Raw genomic sequence first — 16,733 nt, forward strand, 5'->3', positions numbered from 1 at the left:
GGTCGGGAGTTAACGGTATCAATCCATCGAGCTAGCTGCCTTCTTTCACTATGACTATTGTGGTATGCGCTGCTCAGGTTGCCATCCTTAGTTGCCTGTTACAAAAAACATTTTTTGTCGCAACTATACGCCGGTGAATTACACTGGTAATGACAGCCAACTGTAGGGAGATGCAATGTTTTCGTTGAAGCAAACGCAAGCAATTTTGACAGCACTGCCCGATCCCGTATTCATCCTCACCCGCAGCGGTAAATATGCGCATATTCTGGGAGGCACTGACACTCGCTACTACCACAATGGTTCCGCGCTAATTGGCCATTATTTTTCAGAAGTATTAGTTGCTGAAAAAGCCAGCTGGTTTATGCAACAGATAGCACTGGTGCTGCAATCCGGCCAAATGCTGGTTGTCGAATACCAACTGGCGGGATCGGACGTGCTGGGGCTGGAAGACGGTCCCGACGAACCCATCTGGTTTGAAGGCCGCATACAACCGTTAGCATTTCAGATAGACGGCGAGGATGCGGTGCTATGGGTCGCCAGCAATATTACCGCCCGTCACCAGTTGCAGCAGCGACTACAGCATCTTAGTGAAGTAGATGAACTGTCTCACTTATATAACCGCCGTAAGCTGCGCAGCCAGCTAAACAGTCAGTTCAGCCTGTTCCACCGCCATCAAACGCCTTGCAGTCTGCTGGTTTTCGACTTGGATTTTTTCAAACAACTCAACGATACCTGCGGTCACCCCACCGGGGACTGTGTGATTGAAGCAGTAGGCCGTGTTTGTTTGCAAACGGTGCGAGAAGAAGATCTGGCAGCGCGCTACGGCGGTGACGAATTTGCGGTACTGATGCCTCACACCAACACTCAACAAGCGTGGAGTCTGGCAGATCGCTTGCGTCGCAAAATCCAGCATGTGTTGTTGCAGATGGACCTGCCGCAAATCTGCACCAGCATCAGTGGCGGCATCAGTGAATTTCTGCCATCAGACGAAAAGGTGGAAACCATTATCCAGCGGGCAGATCGTGGGCTATATATGGCGAAAAATCTGGGGCGCAATCGTATCTGTTGTGAACATCCAGACTAATTCAGGCACAAAAAAGCCGGCGTACTGCCGGCTTCTGCTGCGCCTTAAAATCAGGCTTCTGGGCGCATAGCCGGGAACAGGATCACATCGCGGATAGTGTGGCTGTTGGTGAATAGCATCACCAGACGGTCGATACCAATCCCCTGACCCGCAGTTGGTGGCAAGCCGTGTTCCAGTGCCCGAATATAGTCACCATCATAGAACATGGCTTCATCGTCACCGGCATCTTTGGCTTCTACCTGCGCTTTAAAACGACGGTCCTGATCTTCAGCATCGTTCAGCTCGCTAAAGCCGTTGGCCACTTCACGACCACCGATGAAAAACTCAAAACGGTCAGTGATAAAATCATTGTCATCACTGCGGCGTGCCAGCGGTGAAATATCGGCCGGATAACCAGTGATAAAGGTTGGCTGCATCAGTTTAGGTTCAGCGGTTTCACCGAAGATCTCTTCCAGCAACTGCCCACAAGTCCAGAAAGATTCGATTTCCACCCCTACATCTTTTGCCAACTGCCGCATAAAGGCCAAGTCTTTGACGTTTTCATACGTCATCGCTTGAATGGTGGCATTATCTGGATTGTAGTGCTGAATTGCTTCCAGCATACTCATGCGCGCATAGGGGCCACCAAAATCAATGGTGTGTTCGCCGTAAGCCACTTTGGTGTCACCCAGTAGCTTGCTGGCAATGGACGACAGCATCTCTTCAGTGAAATCCATCAGATCGCGGTAGTCAGCGTACGCCATATAGAATTCCATCATGGTAAATTCTGGGTTATGGCGTGGTGACAAGCCTTCGTTGCGGAAGTTACGGTTGATCTCGAACACGCGCTCAAAACCGCCCACCACCAGACGCTTCAGGTACAGTTCTGGGGCAATACGCAGATACATATCGATATCCAGCGCATTGTGATGGGTGATAAACGGCCGGGCAGATGCACCACCGGGGATCACGTGCATCATGGGCGTTTCCACTTCCATGAACGCTTTGCTTTCCATAAAGCTGCGGATAGCACCCACCACTTTAGAGCGCATTTTGAAGGTGTTACGGGATTCTTCGTTGACGATCAGATCCACATAACGCTGGCGATAGCGGGTTTCCTGATCGGTCAGGCCGTGGAACTTCTCTGGCAACGGCCGCAGGGCTTTAGTCAGTAACTGGTACTCTTCCATATTGACGAACAGGTCGCCTTGATTGGAACGGTGCAGTTCACCTTTAACGCCGATGATATCGCCGAGATCCAATCCCTGATATTTGTCTTTCAGATCTGCCTGAACCGCTTTATCGGCGTAAACCTGGATGCGACCAGAAACGTCCTGCAGCACCATGAACGGGCCACGTTTGGCCATCACCCGACCGGCAATAGCGGTATGAAAACCAAGGGCCTCTATCTCTTCCTTACTCTTATCGCCGAACTGCGCTTCCAGTTCGCCAGCCTTGTGAGTACGGCGGAAAGTGTTGGGGTGACCATTGGCCGGGCCGGTTTCACGATAGTGTTCCAGCTTGGCACGACGCTCTGCAATCAGCTTGTTTTCATCCAGTTGTTCAGTCATTTCAGTTTCTTCTCTACTTACAGCCCGGATTTAAGGCTGGCTTCAATAAATCTGTCTAAATCACCGTCAAGCACCGCTTGGGTGTTACGGGTTTCTACACCGGTACGCAAATCCTTGATGCGGGAATCATCCAGCACATAGGAACGGATCTGGCTGCCCCAGCCGATATCGGATTTCAGCTCTTCGGCGGCCTGTTTTTCGGCGTTTTTCTTTTTCAACTCCAACTCATACAGCTTAGCTTTCAACTGTTTCATGGCCGTTTCCTTGTTTTTATGCTGGGAACGGTCATTCTGACACTGAGTCACGGTATTAGTGGGAATGTGGGTGATACGCACCGCGGATTCGGTACGGTTTACATGCTGACCACCAGCGCCAGAGGCACGGTACACGTCAATACGCAGATCCGCCGGATTAATATCAATATCAATCGAGTCGTCAATTTCGGGATAGACAAACACCGAACAAAACGAGGTATGACGGCGGCCACCTGAGTCGAATGGTGACTTACGCACCAACCGATGCACCCCAGTCTCAGTACGCAACCAACCGTATGCATATTCACCGCTGAACTTGATAGTCGCACTCTTGATACCGGCGACTTCACCGTCCGAGACTTCAATCAGTTCTGGACTGAATTGGTGTTCTTCACCCCAGCGCAAGTACATACGCAAAACCATTTCGGCCCAGTCCTGCGCTTCGGTACCACCGGAGCCAGACTGAATATCCAGGTAACAATCGGAAGCATCACTGTCACCAGAAAACATTCGGCGGAACTCCAGTTCTGCCAGTTCCTTTTCCAGTTTTTCCAGCTCATGACCAGTCTCATTGAAGGTGTCTTCGTCATCTTCTTCAACCGCCAGTGCCAGCAGCTCGCCCACATCGTCAAGGCCCTGATCCAGATCATCGATAGTTTCGACCACCTTTTCGAGGGACACACGCTCTTTACCCAAAGTCTGTGCCCGTTCCGGGTCATTCCAGACATCGGCGCTTTCCAACTCGCGGACGACTTCTTCTAGACGCTCTTTCTTAGCGTCATAGTCAAAGATACCCCCTAAGGAGATCGGTGCGTTCCGCTAGTTCCTTGATTTTGTTTTTTACCGGATTTACTTCAAACATGTAGACTCTACTTTACTTAATTTGAACGTTAACACTGTATGCAAGCCGCGCATTTTAACCCAAGCGTCCGCTGAAACCTATCACGACAATCCAGATTGCTAAAAAAAATCCCACTATTTAGCTGGGACAAGCTCATTAAGGTAAAAAAACAGCGCCCGCAGGCGCTGTAATTTACTAAAGTATCACTCAGACGCGGAACTGCCCCACTAGTTTACCTAGGCGCTCACCGCTGCCAGAAACCCGTTCACTCATGAGCGCGGCTTCCTCGCTGGACTGTGTCAGTTCTGAGACGATCTCCTTGATCTTATAAATATTGTGGTTGATCTCTTCGGTCACCGAACTTTGCTCAGTGGCGGCAGTTGCAATCTGCGTGGTCATATCATTAATGGCGGTGACAGAGGAAGTTACTGCCCCCAGACTTTCAGAAATTAACCGTGAAGACTCAACGCTACGTTTGCAGTTCTGCTGGCTTTGCTCCATGGCTGTTACCGCCTGCCCGACCAGCGTATGCAATTCACTGAGCATTTCGTTGATTTCCAACGTACTCGCTTGGGTACGACTGGCCAAGTTGCGCACTTCGTCAGCGACCACCGCAAAGCCCCGGCCTTGTTCGCCTGCGCGCGCAGCTTCAATCGCGGCATTAAGTGCCAGCAGGTTAGTTTGCTCGGCAATACCGCCGATAACCGTCAACACGCTGTTGATTTTCTGCGATTGCTCATTCAGCGCCTGAATATGCGCCGCTGCACTATTGATCTCATTCATCAATGTTGAGACTTCGGTCAGCGAGGTATCAACACAATCCTGCGCTTTGGCGACCTCTGCGGTGGCGTCATGCGTAGCCTCGGCAACCTGATTGGTATTACTGGCGACCTCCTGTGCGGTGGAGGACATTTCGGTAATCGCTGTCACTACCTGATCAGTTTCCTGATTGTGATTAAACAACTGCTGGGCAATCGCTTTACTCTGTCCATGGATATGGTGCGCCGCATCATTCAGTTCACGGGTACTGCTAGCAACGTCCTGCATAATGCTTTGCAGCTTACCGACAAACTGATTGAAAGCTTTACCCAGATGGGCAATTTCATCATTGCCAGTCACTTGGAGCCGTTTGGTAAGATCGCCCTCACCTTTGGCAATATCATCTAGATTGCGCAGCATATTAACGATCGGGTTCACCATTTGCCCCGACAGCCAGTAAACCACGATACCGCTGACCATCACAATCACGGCAATGGCGATAAGCACGATCCAAATCTTGTTGATGATCATGGCTCGCGCTTCATCACGATAAGTGGCTACAGTCGCGTCAATGTCATCGATATACGCCCCGGTGCCAAGGATCCAGTCAGTACCAGGAACGGTGGCGGCATAGCCAATCTTTTCGACTAAGTCACTGGTGCCAGGTTTCTGATAGTAATAGGTCAGAAAACCATCACCACTTTTGGCCGCCTTTAACAGACCTTGCACTATTTTGATCCCCTTAGGATCCGTCATATTGATCTGTTCAGTCCCTTCCAGCTTGGGCAGCAACGCATGGAAAATATTTTTCCCCTGACCATTATAAATATAAAAATAGCCAGCCTTACCAAAGCGTACATCCCGCAGCGCGGCGTTCACATCGCCATTGTGTTGACGCTGGTAGTTTACTATTTCATTAGCCACTTCAGTTACATGCACTAATTCTTGGCGGCGCTCATGAATAAGCTTGTCGCGGAATTCCTGCACATTTTCATCCAAGGAAGCAGATTCCATCACATAAGAAAATATGGCGACTGCAATACCACCAAACAATATGGGTAACAGCGCCAACAATAAAACCTTATTGCGTACACCTAAATTCATCACTGCAACATCCACGGTAACAATTGGAGTTTTGAAAGTATAACGTATTAGAAAAACATGCCGTTACTACTTTGGTAAAAAGTTGCTGATTTTACTTAATTAATGTGATCATTATTAGCGCTGCAATGAAACCCAAAATCAGATAGATAATATGTAATTTCCATAACCGCAACAGCAGCATACCCATTAGCACCAAGGCCATTTGCCACGGCTGTTGCACCGCAGAAATAAATACCGGTTGATACAAGGCACTGAGCAGTAATCCAACAACTGCTGCGTTAACACCAGCAACAGCAGCGGCAACCGCTGGACGTTGTTGCAACGACTGCCAACCTCTATTAAACGTTAGTACCAGCAAAAAACCGGGGAGGAAGATAGCGATGGTTGCAACTAGCGCCCCCAACAGCGGTTGAGGCTGCCACAACTCTGCTCCGAGAAATGCCGACAAACTGAACATTGGGCCTGGAACCGCCTGCGCCATGGCATAGCCGCTGAGAAAAACATCTGGTGCCATGACATCTGCAACCCGACTCTGTAATAGCGGCAACACCACATGACCGCCGCCGAAGACCATAGCCCCGGTCTGATAAAAGTCACTGCAGAGCCGCCACAATCCGCTGCCATTAAATGACGGCAACAAGAGTACGCCAAACAGCCATAATGACCACCAACGGATCTTGGCAGGTGCGGGAGTAATGCTCGCCGTGTCAGCACGCAAAGCGAAGCACCCTAGCAATGCCGCCATAACCAGCACGGCCAACTGCATCAGTGCATAAGGCAACAACAACACAATAGCAGCGGTTGCCAGCGCAATTGTAGCCGTAAGCCGTTGCTGACAATATTGGCGAGCCATGCCGATAACAGCATCTGCCACCACCACAACCGCCAGTAATTTCAGGCCAGAAATGACCGCAGTCACCAATGGTTGGGTGCTGAATAGCTGACCAAAGTGCGCCAGCAGATACATGAGTAAAAATGAGGGCAAAGTAAAACCAATAAATGCGGCCAACGCCCCCAACAACCCACCACGCAGATAACCAAGCGCAAAACCTACCTGACTGGAACCCGGCCCTGGCAAAAACTGACACAATGCCACCGTTGCAGCATACTGCTGTTCGTCCAGCCAATGCAGTTCCTCAACAAATACCCGTCTAAAATAACCAATATGTGCCGCTGGACCGCCAAAACTCACAAGCCCCAGCAATAAGAAACGGATGAAGATCTGCGCCATAACATAACCCCAGAGAATACCTTCCTTATCATAGCGTTGATTACGACAAATGCTGTGGCAGAAAGATGACAGCGGGGTTAGTCAATACGGTTAAGCAATGCCAGTACTTCAAAATGATCGGTATGAGGAAACATGTCAAACAGCTGCACCCGTTGCAAATGGTATCCCTCAATGGCAGCCAAATCCCGCGCTAAGCTCTGGGGATTACAACTGGAATACAAGATATGCGCGGGTGCAAAGGCGCTGAGCTGACGGCACAGAGTTGCGCCGATACCCCGTCTTGGCGGATTAACGATGACCACATCCGGCACATCCAACGCTGCATTGCCTAACGCAAAGTCGGTAGAATCCAGCGCTTGAAAGCTGACGTTTTCCAGCCCCAACTGCGCTGCCGATAACTGCGCACAAGCAATCGCCTCGGCCTCAATCTCAATACCAGTGAGACGAGTACTGCTGGTTGCACAGTGCAATCCAAAGCCACCGACGCCACAAAACAGATCCCAGATTGCCTTGGGTGCTAATGGTTGTAGCCAATCCCTGGCACTTTGATAAAGCGCCGCAGCAACTTGCGGATTGGTCTGAAAAAAACTCTTGGGACGCATGTACAGCGGAACATCATTAAACACTTCTCGCAGTCGCGGCTCACCGGCGAGCCAGAACTCCTGCTCGCCTTCCAACCTTGCCATATGCACAGGTTGCAGATTTACCGTCACCACTTTGACAGCCGGGAACTCCTGTAGCAATGCGGGCAACTGCTGTTCGATGCGGGGAATCGCTTCCGTCGAACGCAGCACAAACCGCAGCATAAATTCACCACTGACTTGCGCTCGCGTCAGCAGAATATATTTCAGTTCACCTTTGGCCTTATCGACCCGGTAAGGTGGGACTCCGGCTTGCCTGACAAATAATTGCAAGCGCTGCAGCAGTTGCTGCATATCCGCCGGGTACAACGGACAATCACACAGATTGACCGGTTCACCGTCAGGCCCAAGAATACCCAGCACTGGCTGCTGCGCTGTGCCTAACACCACCATTTTGGCCTTATTACGAAAACCACTATCAGCGCCACTGACAGGTGGCAGCCATTCGGTGACGGTAAAAGACGCCAACAACTGCTGCAATGACGCCTGCTTGCAAGCCAGTTGCGTTGATATGGGCTGCTGTATATGGCGACAGGACTGGCAACGTCCTGCTGAAAAATGATGGCAAATCACAATAGATCCCGAAGCGTGAATAATTTTTCGCAGCCCTTGGTTGGGCTGGCAACGCGGCACACTTTAGCGGCTTTAGCGCTAAAAATCATCCCAACAGTAGATTATCCACATCGGCAATCACCCGCCTACCACCCAGTTGTTGCTCAACCAGTACCAGTGCTTGCTTGGCAGTACTGCGGAAGGTGGTAAGCTTGCCACCGTACAGTGACAGAATATGCGGATGCGAAGGCTGACTCAGCAACTGCACTTCCCGGGTTCTGGCGAAAGCGCTACCGCTGCCGGATGGTAACACCCGCATGCCGCTAAAGCTTCCTAGAATGCTGTGTTCAAGTGCACTTATCCCCCCAGCCAGCGGGAAATAATGGCAATAAATGCCGAGCAGATAGTAGGTTTCTTCTTTAGTGAGTTGTGGCTCCGGCGTATCACTGTGGGTTTCAGTGGTGCCCAGCAAGGTTTTACCTTGCCAGGGCATGACAAACACCACACGTTCATCAAAACAGGACTCCAGATATAACACGCCTGGCGGTGCAGGCAGATCCAGCAGCAGATGGCTCCCCTGCACCCATTCAATGGCCGGTGCAGCCACTGCCGGCTGAACCCGAGATAACAACTCATTGACCCAAGCACCGCTGGTATTGATCAGCATATGGCAATAGACTTCCTGCATAACGCCATGTTGCTGGTATTGCACCAAACACCCCTTGGCGTCATGGTTGATGGCAACGCAATCGCAATCCTGCAAGACCTCCGCCCCCAGCGCCTCAGCACTTGCCACCACCGCTTCTGTCAGGCGTTTATCATCGGTCTGCGCATCCCAATACTGAAACAGATGGGTCATTCCCGCTAATCTCAACCCTGGGAATTGTGTCCATGCGGATGCGGGTAAGGACTGAAACCGCCCAAGCGGATCTGGCTGGCTTAACATGCCATACAGACTTAATCCGGCACGAATAGTTAGCGCACTGCGACGGCTATCGCGGTATACGGGAATATAAAATTTCACCGGATGTACCAGCTTGGGCGCGAGTTGCAGTAACTCTCGGCGCGCCTTCAGCGCTTCGTAAACCAACGGAATTTGTCCGGTTTCCAGATAGCGCAAGCCACCGTGGATCAATTTGCTGGACTGCGAGGAAGTGCCAGCAGCAATACTGCTCTTGTCTAGCAGCATGACAGAATATCCTGCTGCCGCTGCGCGTTGTGCTATACCGGCGCCATTGATCCCGGCACCGATAATCAGCAAGTCCAGCGCTTTCATAGATGACTATTCCGCCAGTTGCGACCAAAGCTGGTCGCATAACTGTTTTAGTTCGGTCAGCTGCGCAGGCGTTAACCCGGTGCGACAAAACATCTGCAGCGGGACACTCATCGCCTGTTCCCGTAACGCCTGCCCCGCGTCAGTCAACGCCAGCTCTCGCATCCGCTCATCCTGTTGGCTGCGCCCACGACAAACCAGACCTTTAAGCTCCAAGCGCTTTAACAATGGGGTCAAGGTACCGGAATCGAGATGTAGCTGCTCACCGAGCAGTTTGACACTGATGCCGTTGCGCTCCCACAGCACCATCATGACCAGATACTGGGGATAAGTGAGCTGCAACTGTTCCAAATAGGGTCGATAAGCGCGCACCATAGCGTTGGCAGCGCTATACAGCGAGAAACATACCTGATCGTCCAAACACAACGGATTTTCTGGCAATGGGCTACTCATATGCATACTCACGAATCCACATCAAATTGCACACAATATACTGGTTTCTAGCGGAAATATCGATCCCCCGCCTGCTAACCCAAGGTAATGCTGACGTTTGACAAACTGCAGTGACAACGGATTATTCAAACGGCCTCGGCTGCGATGCGCTGAAATAACATTGGTGGTCAAAAAACTGACCACTCAGCGGATAGCGGCGATAATCCGACAACCACCCGCAAGAGCCAAAATATTGGCTAATATGTTGTTTTTAATAAATATTTACTTATCAAACCCTGATAGCCAATTGCCTTTAAGCCACCGATAGAGTAGTTTGCCTATATCCGACAATCATGTTGGTATATCCACAGGGAGGGGATGATGCGTTGTTTGGCACTTGGCACAGTGGTTTGTTGTTTGCTGTCAGGGCCGGTGATGGCCGCATGCTTGGACGCACAGAAACTCGGTCAAATCACTTACGCTAACAACAGCTCGTATTTTTCATCTGCTGGCACCCACGTTCTGGAAAAAATCAAGCAGCAAGCCAGCGATAAACATCAGGGCTATTTGTTGCTGGAGTTCAATCTATTTCCCGGTGATGGCGATAAAAAACTACAGCAATATAATTTGTGGTTGGCAAACCGCCGTATTGCACGGGTAAAAAACTACCTCTCAGCCGCCAATCTGCCACTGCCAATCATCACCCGTATTCGCACCGCCGCCCCAGAAGAGAAGCGCGATGTGGATGTTCTGTGGTGTCCTAAGCAAACACTGGCCAACGAAGACACCACAGACAAGCACTGAGTTGCTTACAATCGGAAACGGCCAACTTCCTGCTGCAGCGACAGCGCTAAATCTGCCAGCATCTGCGCTTTATCGGCGGCAGTTACGGCAGAAGACGACAGATTTTACGATACTTCCCGGATAGCCTCAGTATTGCGGTTGATTTCACTGGTCACCGATGTTTGTTCTTCCGCAGCGGTCGCTATCTGACTCGCCATTTCAGAAATACGATTAATGGCATTGGCAATCTGTTCCAGACTGGCACTGGCAGTTTCTGCATCCATAACGCTGGTTTCCGCCATCTGATGACTACCTTGCATCGAGTCTACCGCCTTTGATGCAGTGCGCTGTAAGGCTTCGATCATGGTCTGAATTTCTTGAGTTGAATCGTGGGTACGTTGTGATAATACCCTGACTTCATCGGCCACCACCGCAAATCCACGGCCTTGATCACCCGCGCGTGCCGCTTCGATGGCGGCGTTCAATGCCAACAGGTTGGTTTGCTCGGCAATACCGCTGATAGTCAACAATATGCCGCTAATCTTTTGCGAATGTTCATTCAATTCACCAATAATTTTCCCGGCGGTTGCCACTTCTGTTGCCAGATTACGGATGGACGACTGACTTTTAATGACTTGTTGCTGCCCACTGTTAGTAAGAGTTACGGAATCCTGGGCGGTGTGCGCTGTCAGTTCAGCGTTGCTGGCAATCTCCGCCGTGGCACTGGACATCTCAGTAACGGCAGTCGCCACCTGGGTTATCTCGTCCTGCTGCACCGAAATGATTTGGCTATTACTATCCGCAGCACCACGTAACTCTTCCGACTGCGCACTCAGGTTTTTGGCGATATCACTCATACGGGTGATCATTTGGTGCAGTCGTAACACAAACTGGTTGAAACCTGTTGCCAGTTGACCAATTTCATCATGCTGATTCTTGGTGGTGATTCGAACGGTAAGATCGCCTTCCCCTTCGGCAATATCCTGCAGGGCTGTTGCCACTTTTTCCAGATCACGGAACTGGATGCGGAATACCACAAAAAGCACAGCGGCAAACAGCAGCAGAAATAACAGGCCAGTCCCTATCATGGACCAAGCCAATCTTGTTGCTTCGCTCATGATTTTTTGTTTATCAATAACAAACAGCAGCATCCAGTCGGTATGTGGCAACTCGGCCACATATAACAACTTTTCCGCCCCGTCGTATTTCATCTGCTCCAGCTCATCAGAGTCAGCCCTTTTTTTCAGCCAACTGGTGCTAAAACGGTTATCAACTTGCGCAATATTTTTACCGTTTAGCGCTGCATCAGGGTGACTGATGATCACACCACTGTTTTCCAACAAAATGCCGTAGCCATCACCGGGCAGTTTCAGCTTGCGCACCGAACTGGTGAGCTTGTCTATCGCTAAATTTGCAGCGGCAACACCACTCAGTTGTCCACCCACTTTTACCGGCTCTGCAATCGTCACCACCAGCGTTTTCATGGTAGCACTTTCATAGGGGGCGGTGACAAAAAGCCCGTCGGTTTCCTTAGCGCCCTTGTACCAGGGGCGAATACGCGGGTCGTATCCCGCCACAAACAGCGATGGGTCTTGCCGCAACATATCGCCCTGCTCACTGCCGTAATAGGTCAAACCAAAACTCAGAGCTTCGTGGATTTCCAGCAGATAGCGAGTGGGATCCTCGTCAATATGACGAGACAAGGTTGCAGCTAGGCTCTTCACCGCATTCTGGCGGTCATACATCCATTGCCCTTTCTCAGCGGCAAAGGTGTTTGACAGTTCTCGAACCTCTCGCTGTGTACTAGACAATGCACTATTGCGGATAACGTAGGATGACAGGCTGACCATTAACACCAGTATTAACAGAACAGACAGCATACTTGCCGCAAGCAAACGGGTTTTCAGGGTGGTTTTCATAACTAGTTATTGTCCGTGATGACCATACTGCTATAAGTCTAGTTAAAACAGTAAGGTATGCGTAACGATATACAGGGTTGATGAAAAAAAAGATCCACAGCTCTTCCGGCATCTCACTTTGACAACTTTTACGATGCCGCTAACAGATTTACCGCTCCAACATTAAGCGGGTGCGATGGCTGTTGTACATTGAATATCGGTAAGTTTTATCCTCATCGGCTAAAACAGATTCTTTTAATTCTTCATACGAGCAGGTTTTATATGTTCAGGACGTTGATGCTCTGCCTACTGCTGAGTTGCGGTCTGGTGCTGAATAACGCAGCTGCTGCTGAAAATACGGTTGAATGGCACAAAGTGGATGCTCAGGGACAACTGAAAATTCCATTATATTTTGTTTGGTCTAAGACCTGTCCACACTGTAAAGAAGCACACCCTTTTATTGATTCGTTGCCCCAGAAATATCCGTGGATTGAACTGCATACCTACATGGTGGGTGACAGTGGCACACAAGAGATGTGGCAACAGCTAGCGGACGCGACCAACACCCAAGCCCGTTCAGTGCCGTTTATGGCAGTTTGCGGCAAAACGGTTATTGGTTATTCCAGTAGAGAAGTGACAGGTGAATTTTTACTGAATCGCCTTAAGAGCTGCTATCTGGAACAGGGTGGCACTTTGACAGCGGAAGAGATGCCTGACACCACTGCAGCTAATGCGCCAGCGGTTACTTCTGAAGCGGAATCCCCCTTTGGCACCTGCGCCAGCGATAGTGGCGATGGCACCTGTGATGCCACAGCGGTTGCGCCATCCGATATACAGCCCGTTGAGCTACCGCTATTAGGTGTGGTGACGCCTGACACCATGTCAATGCCGATTCTGACACTGGTGTTGGCAGGCGTCGATGCGTTCAATCCCTGTGCTTTCTTCGTACTGCTCTTTTTATTGTCCATCATGGTCAACGCTAAGAGCCGCCGTCGTATGTTACTGGTAGGCGGAATCTTTGTGTTCTTTTCCGGTTTTATCTATCTGTTGTTTATGAGTGCCTGGCTTAATGTATTTGAACTGCTAGGTGCCAGTGATGGCAGCATGATTATTCTAGTGGCCGGGCTATTGGCGCTGGTGGCTGGCTCCATCAATATTAAGGACTATTTCTTTACTAAGGGTGAAGTTAGCCTGTCCATGTCGGCGGAAAACCGCACCAGCCTGATCAAGCGCATGGGCAAACTGTCCAGCGCTTCCAGTCTAACCACCATGATTATTGGTACAACCGTACTGGCAATTCTTGCCAATGCCTATGAATTACTGTGTACCGCAGGATTCCCGATGATTTATACCAGTGTGCTGTCGATGCATAACTTCCCCACCATGGAACGCTATATGTATCTGGTGTTCTACAATGTGGTGTACGTTATCCCTTTGATTGCTATTGTGATCGCCTTCAGCATGACGCTTGGCAAACGCAAACTGACCGAGAAAGAAGGCCAGACGCTGAAACTGATGTCTGGGGTGATGATGTTGGGATTGGGTGGCACACTGGCGGTTGACCCGACCGCTTTACAAAGTGTTACCGTAGCCATCAGTTTGATCCTCGGGGCAGTTGTTGTCACCATCGTCATTGCCACGACCCGCAAAATCCTTGAACGCAGACAAAAGAAGACCCGTGCGCTATAGGTTTGGTGTACAACAGTCACAAACCCGGCAATGCCGGGTTTGTTTAATGAGCTAATCGTCGCTAAAGTAACAACATCGGTTATCACTCAGGGGGATGTTAATGGCAGGTTCCATTAATTCGCAGCCCATCGCTGGCGATGTGCAGTTAACAATTGCAGTAAAAGTTGCGCAGTTAGCTAAGCAACAGCAGCAAGCGCAAGGACAAGTGGCACTGCAGTTAATTGAAGCGGCGACACCGCCGCAAGCCAATGCTGCCGCAACAACTGACGGGCCGATAGGCAGCATCATCAACACTACAGCCTAATGTTTTACATCTCCATTAGTAAAAAACCGGCATTAGCCGGTTTTTTCGCTGTAGAGAGTCGCTTAGGCCGCTTTTTCGTCACTTGAGTAGCGGATTAGATAATCAAAAGCACTCAAGGCGGCGGTAGCCCCTGTTCCCATTGAGATAATGATCTGCTTGTAAGGTACAGTCGTCGCATCTCCGGCAGCAAAAACACCGGGCATGGAAGTCGCACCTTTGGTGTCAACAATCACTTCACCAAAGCGGGTCAGCTCAATCTCACTTTCTTTGAGGAAACCAGTGTTAGGCACCAAGCCTATCTGGACAAAAATCCCAGACAATGCCAACTGTTTTTGCTCGCCACTGTGGCGATCCTTGTAAGCCAGCGCGGTGACTTTACTACCATCACCGATGACTTCGGTGGTCTGGGCACTGGTGATAATATCGACATTGCTCAGTGATTTAGCTTTTTTCACCAACACATCATCAGCCCGCAATGTATCGGCAAACTCCAGCACTGTCACGTGTTCCACAATACCGGCCAGATCGATAGCAGCTTCAATGCCTGAGTTACCGCCACCAATCACCGCTACTTTCTTACCTTTGAAAAAAGGGCCATCACAGTGCGGACAATAAGCAACACCCTTGGTGCGATATTCGACTTCACCAGGTACACCTAATTCACGCCAGCGGGCACCTGTCGCCAAAATCACACTTTTACTGTTGAGTGTGGCACCGCTTTCTAACGCCACGGCAATGTGATTATCACGGCGGATCTGCGCTGCACGTTGACCCGTAATGATATCCACGCCGTAATCTTTCACGTGCTGCTCCAGTGCGGCAGACAGTTTAGGTCCTTCGGTATAAGGGACGGAGATAAAATTCTCAATACCGACGGTATCCATCACCTGACCACCAAAGCGTTCGGCCACCAAACCGGTACGAATGCCTTTACGTGCGGCATAAATTGCTGCAGCTGCACCTGCTGGGCCACCACCCACAACCAACACGTCGTAAACTGGTTTGTCATTCAGTGCTGCCGCTTTTTGTGCAGTGGCACCGCTATCAACTTTGCTAACAATCTCTTCCAGTGTCATCCGGCCCTGACCGAAATGTTCACCATTGAGGAACACGGCGGGTACGGCCATTACGCCACGTTGATTGACCTCTTCTTGGAACAATGCCCCATCGATCATCACGTGCGTGATATTCGAGTTAAGGCTTGCCATCAGGTTCAACGCCTGTACTACATCGGGACAGTTATGGCATGACAGCGAAATATAGGTTTCGAAATGATATTCACCGGGCAAGTTGCGGATCTGCGTTAACAGTTCTGGCGCGGCCTTGGATGGATGACCTCCAGCTTGTAACAGCGCTAATACCAGCGAGGTAAATTCGTGCCCCATTGGCACCCCGGCAAAATTGACGCGAGGCGATTGTCCTTTTGGTGCCACCGCCATACTTGGCGTACGCGCATTGTTCACCTGCGACAGCGAGATCTTGTCGGACATTGCCGCCAATTCCTGTGCCAACGCCAATACTTCGCGGGATTTATCAGTATCATTACTGGACACGCTCAGCTCAATCGGCTGCTTGATATACTGCAGATAGCTGTCCAGTTGTTTTTTCAAATTAGCGTCTAACATGAACGTGTCCTGTGAAAAGAAAAGGAATTAACAGAGTCCGGCCCGCCGCCGTAACGGACGAGCCGGAGGGGATGCAGTTTTAGATTTTACCTACTAGGTCCAGAGATGGCGCCAGAGTGGCTTCACCTTCACGCCATTTGGCTGGGCACACTTCACCTGGGTGCGCTGCTACATACTGTGCGGCTTTGATCTTACGTAACAGGTCTTCCGCATCACGACCGATACCTTCAGCGGTGACTTCGATGGCCTGAATAACACCTTCTGGGTCAATGACGAAAGTGGCGCGGTCAGCTAGGCCTTGGCCTTCACGCATCACACCGAAGTTATTGCTGATAGTGCCGGTCTGGTCGCCTACCATGTAGTATTTGATCTTGCCGATAGTTTCGGAGCTGTCGTGCCAAGCTTTGTGAGTGAAATGAGTGTCGGTAGACACTGAGTAAACTTCTACACCCAGTTTCTGTAACTGGTCGTAGTGATCGGCCAGATCACCCAGTTCAGTTGGACATACGAAGGTGAAGTCTGCAGGATAGAAGAACACAACAGACCATTTGCCCAGCAAATTCTGTTCGGTAACTTCGACAAATTCACCATTGTGGAATGCGGTGGCGGTAAAAGGCTTAACAGCGGTATTCAGTGACTGAACCATGTGAAAACTCCCATATTTTTGGTTGGATACAGAGGACAACGTTCGTCGCTGTCCTGTTGTTGGGAGT

The 16,733-nt window shown here is 50.3% G+C and carries 14 protein-coding genes; 4 read left to right on the forward strand and 10 right to left on the reverse strand.

What is annotated here, in order from left to right; translation table 11 throughout:
* Positions 1–175 precede the first annotated feature (175 nt).
* Positions 176–1,084 (forward strand): GGDEF domain-containing protein, encoded by a 909-nt coding sequence (locus IE064_RS15460; protein ID WP_229800099.1) that lies wholly within the window; start codon positions 176–178, stop codon positions 1,082–1,084.
* Between the two features lie 50 nt (positions 1,085–1,134).
* Here IE064_RS15460 and lysS read toward each other — a convergent pair whose 3' ends face one another.
* From lysS to ohrR, 7 genes are all read right to left on the reverse strand, one after another.
* Positions 1,135–2,634, reverse strand: a complete 1,500-nt coding sequence (gene lysS, locus IE064_RS15465) for a lysine--tRNA ligase (RefSeq protein WP_189618647.1) — start codon at positions 2,632–2,634, stop codon at positions 1,135–1,137.
* Positions 2,635–2,651: 17 nt separating this feature from the next.
* Positions 2,652–3,750 (reverse strand): peptide chain release factor 2 gene (prfB, locus tag IE064_RS15470; RefSeq protein ID WP_189618648.1). Its coding sequence is split into 2 segments (ribosomal slippage): positions 2,652–3,674 and positions 3,676–3,750, totalling 1,098 coding nucleotides; the frame shifts between segments, so codons are not numbered across the junction.
* A 186-nt stretch (positions 3,751–3,936) separates the two neighbouring features.
* Complete coding sequence (locus IE064_RS15475; protein WP_189618649.1) at positions 3,937–5,595, reverse strand: methyl-accepting chemotaxis protein; 1,659 nt, start codon at positions 5,593–5,595, stop codon at positions 3,937–3,939.
* A gap of 88 nt (positions 5,596–5,683) precedes the next feature.
* Positions 5,684–6,823 carry a chromate efflux transporter gene (gene chrA / locus IE064_RS15480; RefSeq protein WP_189618650.1) on the reverse strand — a complete coding sequence of 380 codons (1,140 nt, stop codon included), beginning with the start codon at positions 6,821–6,823 and terminating at the stop codon, positions 5,684–5,686.
* Positions 6,824–6,900: 77 nt separating this feature from the next.
* Positions 6,901–8,037 carry a 23S rRNA (uracil(747)-C(5))-methyltransferase RlmC gene (gene rlmC / locus IE064_RS15485; RefSeq protein WP_189618651.1) on the reverse strand — a complete coding sequence of 379 codons (1,137 nt, stop codon included), beginning with the start codon at positions 8,035–8,037 and terminating at the stop codon, positions 6,901–6,903.
* An 85-nt stretch (positions 8,038–8,122) separates the two neighbouring features.
* Positions 8,123–9,292, reverse strand: a complete 1,170-nt coding sequence (locus IE064_RS15490) for a glycerol-3-phosphate dehydrogenase/oxidase (protein ID WP_189618652.1) — start codon at positions 9,290–9,292, stop codon at positions 8,123–8,125.
* 6 nt (positions 9,293–9,298) lie between these two features.
* Positions 9,299–9,742 (reverse strand): transcriptional regulator OhrR, encoded by a 444-nt coding sequence (gene ohrR, locus IE064_RS15495; RefSeq protein WP_189618653.1) that lies wholly within the window; start codon positions 9,740–9,742, stop codon positions 9,299–9,301.
* Between the two features lie 357 nt (positions 9,743–10,099).
* Between ohrR and IE064_RS15500 the strand changes: the two genes are divergently transcribed.
* Entirely contained in the window at positions 10,100–10,525 is a 426-nt protein-coding gene (locus IE064_RS15500) for an OmpA family protein (protein ID WP_133037792.1), read from the forward strand.
* Positions 10,526–10,629: 104 nt separating this feature from the next.
* Here the strand turns inward: IE064_RS15500 and IE064_RS15505 are convergent, their stop codons facing one another.
* Entirely contained in the window at positions 10,630–12,423 is a 1,794-nt protein-coding gene (locus tag IE064_RS15505) for a methyl-accepting chemotaxis protein (protein ID WP_229800100.1), read from the reverse strand.
* A 261-nt stretch (positions 12,424–12,684) separates the two neighbouring features.
* Here IE064_RS15505 and IE064_RS15510 point away from each other — a divergent pair, with 261 nt between their 5' ends.
* Both IE064_RS15510 and IE064_RS15515 read left to right on the forward strand, forming a co-directional pair.
* Positions 12,685–14,091 carry a cytochrome C biosynthesis protein gene (locus IE064_RS15510; protein WP_189618654.1) on the forward strand — a complete coding sequence of 469 codons (1,407 nt, stop codon included), beginning with the start codon at positions 12,685–12,687 and terminating at the stop codon, positions 14,089–14,091.
* 100 nt (positions 14,092–14,191) lie between these two features.
* A complete protein-coding gene (locus IE064_RS15515; RefSeq protein WP_189618655.1) occupies positions 14,192–14,395 on the forward strand; it encodes a cytoplasmic protein in 204 nt (67 codons plus the stop codon).
* A gap of 62 nt (positions 14,396–14,457) precedes the next feature.
* Here IE064_RS15515 and ahpF read toward each other — a convergent pair whose 3' ends face one another.
* Positions 14,458–16,020 (reverse strand): alkyl hydroperoxide reductase subunit F, encoded by a 1,563-nt coding sequence (gene ahpF / locus IE064_RS15520; RefSeq protein ID WP_189618656.1) that lies wholly within the window; start codon positions 16,018–16,020, stop codon positions 14,458–14,460.
* Positions 16,021–16,099: 79 nt separating this feature from the next.
* A complete protein-coding gene (gene ahpC, locus IE064_RS15525; protein WP_133037796.1) occupies positions 16,100–16,666 on the reverse strand; it encodes an alkyl hydroperoxide reductase subunit C in 567 nt (188 codons plus the stop codon).
* Between the last annotated feature and the right edge of the window lie 67 nt (positions 16,667–16,733).

Origin of the sequence: Shewanella fodinae (genome assembly GCF_014651955.1) — a bacterium.
Classification (GTDB): Bacteria; Pseudomonadota; Gammaproteobacteria; order Enterobacterales; family Shewanellaceae; genus Shewanella; species Shewanella fodinae.